The organism is Streptomyces hydrogenans (assembly GCF_014656075.1).
GTDB lineage: Bacteria > Actinomycetota > Actinomycetes > Streptomycetales > Streptomycetaceae > Streptomyces > Streptomyces hydrogenans.
Genome location: NZ_BNBS01000069.1, coordinates 37,335 through 43,604 on the forward strand (window position 1 = coordinate 37,335; position 6,270 = coordinate 43,604).

Here is a 6,270-nt window from a genome sequence, read left to right on the forward strand (position 1 = left end):
GCGTTTGCCTCGAACGCCTCAGGGGTGATCGAATGCGAACTCGTTGCATAGTGAACGAGTCGCACGGGGGTGCGTGGAAATGTTCGGTGGTCTCTTCGGTAAGCGGGGGAGCGGTGGCGGCGGCCGGGGCGGTGCCCTGGCCGGGTTCGCCCTGCCGGCATCGGCGGGTGTGCTGAGCTGCCGGGTCCTCGACCCCGTGCACGAGCCGCTGCGGCAGGCCGAGTTCGCGCTCACCGACACGGCCGGACGCAAGGTGCTGGGCGGGGAGACCGACCCGTACGGCACCCTGCTCGCGACCGTCCCGGCGGGCGAGTACCGGATCGCGGTCACCTCCGACGGGTACACGCCGCACCATGCCACCGCCGTCGTCGACCAGGGCGTCCACGCGGACCTCGGGGACGTCCTGCTCCAGGTCGCCCCGCAGCCGCCGCTGCCCGAGCCCGGCGACTGGGAGATCGACCCCGCGCACTCCCAGATCGGCTTCACCGCCCGGCACATCGGGCTGGCGCGGATCCACGGGCGGTTCAACAGCTTCGCCGGGGCGGTGCGGATCGCCGAGCGGATGGAGCACTCCGCGATGCACGTCGTCATCGACGCGGCGTCCATCGACACCGGGGTGCAGATGCGGGACGACCACCTGCGCTCCTCGGACTTCCTCGACGTCGGCGTCCACCCGACCATCGAGTTCTTCAGCGAACGCTTCACGCACCGCGGCGGGACCCGCTGGAGCGTCACCGGCGCGCTCAGCCTCCACGGCGTGAGCCGTACCGTCGCGCTGGACACCCAGTACCTCGGCCTCGGCACCGGTCTGGAGGGCGATACCCGCGGTGCCTGCCGGGCCACCACCGAGCTCCACCGCGAGGACTTCACCCTCACCTGGCAGACGCTCCTCGCGCGGGGCATCGCGGCCGTCGGCTCCAGCATCGCGATCGACCTGGACATCCAGATCGTCCGGAAGGGCGCGGGGCCGGGCGGAGCCTGAGCGCCCGGGTCGGTCCGGGCCGGGCCGGGCGGGTGGGCTGAGCCGTGACGGTCCGGGCCGCGTGGGGTCAGGGGGCCTCCAGCCAGCCCTCGTACTCGGCGGCGAAGTCGTCCAGGGCCGCCGGGTCGAGGCGGCCGTCCGGGTCCTCGACCACCACCAGCCACTGCGCGTCCTCGGCGTCGTCCTCGCCGGCCAGCGCGTCCCGGACCAGCTGGGGTTCCTCGGCCACCCCGAAGCGGGCGGACAGCTCTTCGGACAGTTCCTCGGCGGCGTCGCGGTCGGGGAGCACCAGTACGTGTCGTTCACTCACCCGGCCATTCTCGCGCGCGGCCCGTTGTCGGTGGGCCGTGGGATGCTGGATCGCGATGGCCACCAGAAAGACTTCCAGCGACGATCTCCTCGGCCCCGTCACGCTCGCCGTGGGCCAGGAGGACCTGCTCCTCGACCGTGCCGTCCGGGAGGTGGTGGCGGCCGCGCGGGCCGCCGACGCCGACACGGACGTACGGGACCTCACCTCCGACCAGCTCCAGCCCGGTTCCCTCGCCGAGCTCACGAGCCCCTCGCTCTTCGCCGAGCGCAAGGTGCTGATCGTGCGCAACGCGCAGGACCTCTCGGCGGACAGCGTCAAGGACGTGAAGGGGTACCTCGACGCGCCCGTCGAGGACATCACGCTCGTCCTGCTCCACGCCGGCGGCGCCAAGGGCAAGGGGCTCCTCGACGCGGCGCGCAAGGCGGGGGCGCGGGAGGTGGCCTGCCCCAAGACCACGAAGCCCGCGGAGCGGCTGACCTTCGTGCGGCAGGAGTTCCGGGCCCTCGGGCGGTCCGCCACGCCCGAGGCGTGCCAGGCGCTCGTCGACTCCATCGGCAGCGACCTGCGGGAGCTGGCCTCGGCGGTGACGCAGCTGACGGCGGACGTCGACGGGACGATCGACGAGGCGGTCGTCGGGCGCTACTACACCGGGCGGGCCGAGGCGTCGTCCTTCAACGTGGCCGACCGGGCCGTGGAGGGACGGGCGGCGGAGGCGCTGGAGGCGCTCCGCTGGTCGCTGTCGACCGGGGTCGCGCCCGTGCTCATCACGAGCGCGCTCGCGCAGGGCGTGCGGGCGATCGGCAAGCTGTCCTCCGCGCGCGGCGGGCGGCCCGCCGATCTCGCGCGCGAGCTCGGCATGCCGCCGTGGAAGATCGACCGGGTGCGGCAGCAGATGCGGGGCTGGACCCCCGACGGAGTCTCCCAGGCCCTGCGGGCCGTCGCGGAGGCGGACGCGGGGGTGAAGGGCGGGGGCGACGACCCCGAGTACGCCCTGGAGAAGGCGGTCGTCGCGGTGGCCCGCGCCGCACGCTCCAGACGCCTGTCCTGACGCAGCCGCCGCGTCTGCCCCCCTGCGGGGCGGCGCGAGGCGTGCGTCCGCCGTGCGGCGGGGCGGTACCGGGGCGCCGCGCTCCGCGCCGGTGCGGCCCCTGGGGGCACCGCCTGGAGCCCCCTCCGCGCCCCTCCCCGAAACCCTGCCGGGAGCCGAACCGACCACACCGGGGGCGCGGCCCCCTCGGGGCTGCGCCCCGGGCCCCCTCGGGGCTGCGCCCCGGGCCCCCTCGGGGCTGCGCCCCCACACGCCAAAGGCCCCACCCGACTCCTGGGGAAGGAGTGGATGGGGCCTCTGGGTCACTGCTCTGGGGTCCCGTACACGCGTGGCGAACGCGTGTCGCGTACGGGACGGGTGGCCGGGGTGGGAGCGGTAGAGAGGGTCCGCTGGGTCCCTTGCGGCCGGGTGGTGCTTGAGATCAGGAGATCCGGTCTCAGCCCTGGAGGGAGGCGACCTTGACCGCCAGCGCCGACTTCTTGTTGGCGGCGGCGTTCTTGTGGATGACACCCTTCGAGACAGCCTTGTCGAGCTGACGCGAGGCGGCACGGGCGGCCACGGTGGCCTTCTCGAGGTCGCCGGCGGCGACAGCCTCACGGGCCTTGCGGATCGCGGTCTTGAGCGACGACTTGACGGCCTTGTTGCGCAGGCGCGCCTTCTCGTTGGTCTTGTTCCGCTTGATCTGGGACTTGATGTTCGCCACTGAAAGAGCCTTTACAGGTTCGATGTTTCTTCAGGATGTGCCACGCAGCTGAGAGGGCACACGAGACACAGCTGTCCACGGTATCAGGCGCCCTCCCGGCCGCCCAAACGAGGGCCGGGAAGGGGCGCGGAACGCCCGAACCGGACGCCCGGCCGTGGGCATGGGACGATGGGGGCTACGTATCCGTGCCGAACACCGCCCCGAGACGAGAACCCTGCGTGCCCGCGACTCCTACCAACGTGCCCGAGCCGAGCCGTACCGACCCGGCTCTGATCCGCAACTTCTGCATCATCGCGCACATCGACCACGGCAAGTCCACGCTCGCCGACCGGATGCTCCAGCTGACCGGTGTGGTCGACCAGCGGCAGATGCGCGCCCAGTACCTCGACCGGATGGACATCGAGCGTGAGCGCGGCATCACGATCAAGTCCCAGGCGGTCCGGCTGCCCTGGGCCCCCACGGAGGGGCCGGAGCAGGGGCGGACGCACATCCTCAACATGATCGACACCCCCGGGCACGTCGACTTCACGTACGAGGTCTCGCGGTCGCTGGCCGCCTGTGAGGGCACGATCCTGCTGGTCGACGCGGCCCAGGGCATCGAGGCGCAGACCCTCGCCAACCTCTACCTGGCGATGGAGAACGACCTCACCATCGTTCCCGTGCTCAACAAGATCGACCTGCCGGCCGCGCAGCCGGAGAAGTTCTCCGAGGAGCTGGCCAACCTCATCGGCTGCCAGCCGGAGGACGTGCTGAAGGTCTCCGCGAAGACCGGCATGGGCGTCGAGGCGCTGCTGGACCGGGTCATCAAGGACGTGCCGGCGCCGGTCGGCGTGGCCGACGCCCCCGCCCGCGCGATGATCTTCGACTCCGTGTACGACTCGTACCGGGGCGTCGTGACGTACGTGCGTGTCGTCGACGGGCAGCTCAACAAGCGCGAGCGCATCAAGATGATGTCGACCGGCGCCACCCACGAGCTCCTGGAGATCGGCGTCTCCTCCCCGGAGATGACGCCGTCCGACGGTCTCGGCGTCGGTGAGGTGGGCTACCTCATCACCGGTGTGAAGGACGTCCGCCAGTCCAAGGTCGGTGACACGATCACCTCCCTGCACCACGGTGCCACCGAGGCCCTCGGCGGCTACAAGGACCCGAAGCCGATGGTCTTCTCGGGCCTCTACCCGCTGGACGGCTCCGAGTACCCGGACCTCCGCGAGGCCCTCGACAAGCTCCAGCTCAACGACGCCGCGCTGGTCTACGAGCCGGAGACCTCGGCCGCGCTGGGCTTCGGCTTCCGCGTCGGCTTCCTGGGTCTGCTGCACCTCGACGTCATCCGCGAGCGGCTGGAGCGCGAGTTCGGGCTCGACCTGATCGCCACCGCGCCGAACGTGGTCTACCGGGTCGTGATGGAGGACGGCAGCGAGCACACCGTCACCAACCCGAGCGAGTTCCCCGAGGGCAAGATCGACGACGTGTACGAGCCCGTCGTGCGCGCCACGATCCTGGCCCCCAGCGAGTTCATCGGCGCGATCATGGAGCTGTGCCAGACCCGTCGCGGCACCCTGATCGGCATGGACTACCTCTCCGAGGACCGGGTCGAGATCCGCTACACCCTGCCCCTCGCCGAGATCGTCTTCGACTTCTTCGACCAGCTGAAGTCCAAGACGCGCGGCTACGCCTCCCTCGACTACGAGCCCACCGGCGAGCAGGCGTCCAGCCTGGTCAAGGTCGACATCCTGCTGCACGGCGACAAGGTCGACGCCTTCTCGGCCGTCACCCACAAGGACGCCGCCTACGCGTACGGCGTGCGGCTCGTCGCCAAGCTGCGCGAGCTCATCCCGCGGCAGGCGTTCGAGGTGCCGATCCAGGCGGCCATCGGCTCCCGGGTGATCGCCCGCGAGACCATCCGCGCCATCCGGAAGGACGTCCTCGCCAAGTGCTACGGCGGTGACATCTCCCGCAAGCGGAAGCTGCTGGAGAAGCAGAAGGAAGGCAAGAAGCGCATGAAGATGGTCGGCTCGGTGGAGGTCCCCCAGGAGGCCTTCATCGCCGTCCTGTCGAGCGACGAATCCGGCGGCAAGTCCAAGAAGTAGTCAGCTCGTCGTGAACGAACGGGTCCGCGTGCCTCCGGCGCGCGGACCCGTTCGTTATCCACAGGCCCTTACGCACCGGACGTCGGCGCTCTAATCTGAGAGCCCCCCGTAGGTTACTCGTGAGTTAGTTACGTATCCGCACGTGAGTGAGTTCCGCACCTTTCCGCACCCGTAGTTGCACCCCAACAGGCACCGCCGCCGCCCGGAGGACGACGTGAGCGACAACCAGACCCAGATCGACAACCGGCCGCCCTCCGTCGCGGCACTCTTCCTCGAACGGGTCGACGCGACTCCCGACGCGGAGGCGTACCGCTACCCGGTGCCCGCCGCCTCCGGCACGGGGGCCGACGACTGGAAGTCGCTCAGCTGGGGCCAGGCCGCGCAGCGGGTCTACGCCATCGCCGCCGGTCTGATCGACCTCGGGGTGCAGTCGGAGGAGCGGGTCGCCCTCGCCTCCTCCACCCGGGTCGAGTGGATCCTCGCCGACCTCGGCGTGATGTGCGCCGGCGCCGCCACCACCACGGTCTACCCGCAGACCAACGCCGACGAGTCCTCCTTCATCCTCTCGGACTCCGAGTCGCGGGTGCTCATCGCCGAGGACGCCGCCCAGCTGGCCAAGGCCGTCGAGCGCCGCGCCGAGCTGCCCCACCTCCACCACGTCGTGGTCGTCGACCCCGAGGGCGCCGACACCTCCGACGAGTGGGTCCTCACCCTCGCCGAGCTGGAGGCGCGCGGAGCCGCGTACCTGGAGAAGCACCCCGAGGCGGTCAAGGAGCGGGTCTCCGCGATCACCGCCGAGCAGCTCGCCACCCTCATCTACACCTCCGGCACCACCGGCCGCCCCAAGGGCGTCCGCCTGCCGCACGACAACTGGTCGTACATGGCCAAGGCGATCGCCGCCACCGGCCTCGTCACCCAGGAGGACGTGCAGTACCTCTGGCTGCCGCTCGCCCACGTCTTCGGCAAGGTCCTCACCTCCGGCCAGATCGAGGTCGGCCACGTCACCGCCGTCGACGGCCGGGTCGACAAGATCATCGAGAACCTGCCGGTGGTCCAGCCGACCTACATGGCGGCCGTCCCCCGCATCTTCGAGAAGGTCTACAACGGGGTCGCCGCCAAGGCCCGGGCCGGCGGCGGCGC

At 71.1% G+C, this 6,270-nt stretch carries 6 protein-coding genes; 4 read left to right on the forward strand and 2 right to left on the reverse strand.

Going from position 1 to position 6,270, the window contains the following annotated elements:
- Positions 1 to 79: 79 nt before the first annotated feature.
- Positions 80 to 982: a YceI family protein gene (locus tag IE321_RS25925; RefSeq protein WP_043221501.1), complete on the forward strand. Its 903-nt coding sequence runs from the start codon at positions 80 to 82 to the stop codon at positions 980 to 982.
- 67 nt (positions 983 to 1,049) lie between these two features.
- Here the strand turns inward: IE321_RS25925 and IE321_RS25930 are convergent, their stop codons facing one another.
- Positions 1,050 to 1,292 carry a hypothetical protein gene (locus IE321_RS25930; RefSeq protein WP_043221500.1) on the reverse strand — a complete coding sequence of 81 codons (243 nt, stop codon included), beginning with the start codon at positions 1,290 to 1,292 and terminating at the stop codon, positions 1,050 to 1,052.
- Between the two features lie 55 nt (positions 1,293 to 1,347).
- On the opposite strand from IE321_RS25930, the gene holA reads away from it, so the two are divergent.
- A complete protein-coding gene (gene holA, locus IE321_RS25935) occupies positions 1,348 to 2,340 on the forward strand; it encodes a DNA polymerase III subunit delta (protein WP_190224713.1) in 993 nt (330 codons plus the stop codon).
- 436 nt (positions 2,341 to 2,776) lie between these two features.
- Here holA and rpsT read toward each other — a convergent pair whose 3' ends face one another.
- Entirely contained in the window at positions 2,777 to 3,043 is a 267-nt protein-coding gene (gene rpsT / locus IE321_RS25940; RefSeq protein WP_043221497.1) for a 30S ribosomal protein S20, read from the reverse strand.
- 218 nt (positions 3,044 to 3,261) lie between these two features.
- On the opposite strand from rpsT, the gene lepA reads away from it, so the two are divergent.
- Entirely contained in the window at positions 3,262 to 5,130 is a 1,869-nt protein-coding gene (lepA, locus tag IE321_RS25945; RefSeq protein ID WP_043221496.1) for a translation elongation factor 4, read from the forward strand.
- A 214-nt stretch (positions 5,131 to 5,344) separates the two neighbouring features.
- The coding region (locus IE321_RS25950) for an AMP-binding protein (RefSeq protein WP_190224714.1) at positions 5,345 to 6,270 on the forward strand (926 nt) is incomplete at its 3' end.

What these genes read in the sequence shown, in the direction of transcription:
- holA (WP_190224713.1), top strand. Translation starts at nt 1,348, where the DNA reads ATGGCCACCAGAAAGACTTCCAGCGACGATCTCCTCGGCCCCGTCACG.
- IE321_RS25925 (WP_043221501.1), top strand. Translation starts at nt 80, where the DNA reads ATGTTCGGTGGTCTCTTCGGTAAGCGGGGGAGCGGTGGCGGCGGCCGG.